The organism is Pseudoalteromonas sp. TAB23, assembly GCF_000498075.1.
GTDB classification, from domain to species: domain Bacteria; phylum Pseudomonadota; class Gammaproteobacteria; order Enterobacterales; family Alteromonadaceae; genus Pseudoalteromonas; species Pseudoalteromonas arctica.
Map to the genome: position 1 here is coordinate 1 of NZ_AUTP01000029.1, position 2946 is coordinate 2946.

General features: G+C 42.4%; 2 protein-coding genes and 1 pseudogene. 1 reads left to right on the plus strand and 2 read right to left on the minus strand.

From position 1 onward, the window contains the following. Both L654_RS01000000125295 and xdhA read right to left on the minus strand, forming a co-directional pair. A pseudogene (locus L654_RS01000000125295) lies at positions 1–241 on the minus strand (xanthine dehydrogenase molybdopterin binding subunit); the annotation flags it as partial. After that, positions 228–1727 (minus strand): xanthine dehydrogenase small subunit, encoded by a 1500-nt coding sequence (xdhA, locus tag L654_RS0100550; RefSeq protein WP_024606945.1) that lies wholly within the window; start codon positions 1725–1727, stop codon positions 228–230. The gene xdhA and the pseudogene L654_RS01000000125295, both read right to left, overlap by 14 nt. Before the next feature lie 198 nt (positions 1728–1925). Here xdhA and L654_RS0100555 point away from each other — a divergent pair. Continuing rightward, on the plus strand, positions 1926–2946 hold a 1021-nt coding region (locus L654_RS0100555; RefSeq protein ID WP_024606946.1), incomplete at its 3' end, for an ATP-binding cassette domain-containing protein.

The following is a 2946-nucleotide window of genomic DNA, read 5'->3' on the forward strand; positions in this document are numbered from 1 at the left end:
CTGCCGATAAAATACGTTTAACGCCTTCAACTGCCAGTGCGTGACTTGTATCAATTGATTTAATAAAGCCGCTTGTAACAGGGGCGAGCACTGGGTAGGCATGCAGGCAACCGTAAGGCTCAGGATTATCGTCGGCAAAATTTGCACTGCCACAAACTTGTTTAATAGCGCTTTCGTGATATTTAGATTGCCCAACGCTACCACCTTGCGCTTTTAGTTTATCCATTTCAAAGTGACGCATGTGAGATCCTCGTAATGGCAATGTTGTTATTGTTGCTTGCTTGCGGCTCACAAAACTCAATACCAATGCGTTGTAATAAGTTTTTGCTTACCGTGGTGCGGTAATGCGCACTGCTTCTTACATCGCTCATGGGCGTAAAGTCATCGTTAATAGCCGTTGCTGCGTCTATAAAAGTGCTCACTTGTAATGATTGAGATATCAGCTTTTGCTCAATATGCTGCGCGCGCTTAGGAATAGCTGCCATACCGCCCATAGCGCAGCGGGCTTGAGTAATCATGTTTTGTGAATGCTCTATAGCAAGTACCAAACACACGGTAGATATATCGTCTTCAAAGCGTTTTGATATTTTATGACATGCCAGTTTTAGTGACTCTGGGCGCTTTGGGATGGTGAACTTGCTAATTACTTCATCGCTTTTAAGAACCGTTTTTTTGTAATCAATAAAGTAGTCGGCAACTTTAATAGTGCGCGTACCAGCGCTGCTTAATAAATCCATTGATGCATTAAGAGCGATTAAAAGAGGAGCTGGATCGCCAATAGGAGAGGCATTCCCTATGCTGCCACCAAGCGTGCCGCTGTTACGTACTTGGCTTGATCCTAAGCGTTCAAATAGCTCTTTTGACTCTGGGTAATGGTTATAAAATACCTCAACAAATTGGCTATAAGGGAGTGCTGCACCAATGTGTAGCTCACCGTTATTATCTGCCAAGGTGCAAAGATCCTTTACTTGGCTAAGGGCGATAATTACATCCGGTAAGAGCATGTTTTGGCTAAGCTCAATGGCAAAGTCGGTGCCACCAGCAACTAAATGTGCATAAGGATAAAGCGCTTTTAGCTCAACAAGTTGTTGGGCAGTTTGTGGTAAGTAAAATTTGCGAGGACCATTTTTTAAAAATGGAATATCGCCATCATATTGCGTATTAAGTGATGCTTTAAATTGGGCGGCCATTGCTGAGTAAGGTTCAGCTTTACGCTCATAGCTATAGGCTTTTTCGGCTGCAAGTAATATTGGGCTATAACCTGTACAACGGCATAAGTTACCGCCAAGTGCATGAATAACCGCTTTTTTACCGGGGTACGTAGGCTCATTAATATAAAGAGCCAACAAACTCATTATTATACCGGGCGTGCAAAAACCACATTGCGAACCATGGCACTCCACCAGTGCACGTTGTACGGGGTGTAAATCGGTTAAGTTTGGGTATAAGCCAGTAGTCACAGCCTCTACCGTTACTATATGTTTTGCATGCGCATTACCTAATAACAATAAACAGCTGTTCATTGTTTTGTATTGCCAACTAGTTTGCCCGTTTGCATTTATACGCTCTTCACCCACTAAAATTGTGCACGCGCCACAGTCGCCAGTTGCACATCCTTCTTTGGTGCCCACTTTCCCTTTTTTGGTGCGAAGCCAGTCCAAAATGGTGAGACTTGGCGAACATTCTTGTACTTCAATTGGCGTGTTATTTAATAAAAATTGAATCACACAGACCCCCTTAATTTTTATAAAGCCCTGATACATAAAGGCTTGGCGTATGTTTTTTCTTGTTGTTTGCGCACGGGTAAGAAAAATACTTTTTCATCTTGGTAAGTATATTGCAGTTACCATGCCATTGTTGACCGGTTGGTCAGTTGATGTTTTGAGTAGGCTAAATTGCTCATTAAGTACAAATAGGCCCTAATAATGAATAATAAATACCGCCTTACTATGCAGGGAATGACAAAGCAGTATCCCGGATGTATAGCCAATAATGACGTAACCTTAAAAATTAAGCATGGTGAAGTGCATGCCTTATTAGGTGAAAACGGTGCAGGTAAAAGCACATTAATGAAAATGCTTTATGGTGTGGTTAAACCTGACCAAGGGGACATGTTTTTTAATGGCCGTATAATGAATATAAAAGAGCCTGCTGATGCGCGTGATTTAGGCATTGGAATGGTCTTTCAGCATTTTTCGTTATTTGAAACACTTACGGTCGCCCAAAATATTGAACTAGCGTTAGGTGATTTAGCAGGGTATAGCAGCACGCTTGCGGGTCGAATTACAAAAACATCAACACGTTATGGTATGCCATTAGACCCCCATAGACTGGTATCAACACTTTCAACTGGCGAGCGCCAACGAGTAGAAATTGTTAGATGCTTATTATTAGATATTCAGTTACTTATTTTAGACGAACCCACTTCAGTACTGACTCCACAAGAAGTCGATGCATTATTTAAAACCCTAAAGTCACTTAAAAAAGAAGGCTGCTCTGTGCTGTTTATTAGCCATAAACTGCACGAAGTGATTGAGTTATGTGACAGTGCGACCATTTTGAGAGGCGGGAAAGTAAGCGGGCATTGTATTCCTAAAAACGAAACTAGTGAGTCAATTGCTAGGCTGATGGTAGGCGACAACACGCCAATTAGTAACCAAACTCGCAGAGCTTTGGGTGCTGCGGATTTTTTAACCGTTAATAATCTAACCACCGCCGCACAAGCGTTATTTGAAACACCCCTTAAAAATATTAACTTTGCAGTACAGCAAGGCGAAATAGTGGGGATTGCGGGTGTTGCTGGCAACGGACAAGAAGAGTTATTAAAAGTGCTTTCGGGGGAGCAAATTCAAGCAAGTAGTAGCGCCATTAAATTTAAAAATACCGTTGTTGATGCACTGTGCCCGCTAAAAAGGCGCCGCCTTGGGCTTGCATGTGTGCCAGAGG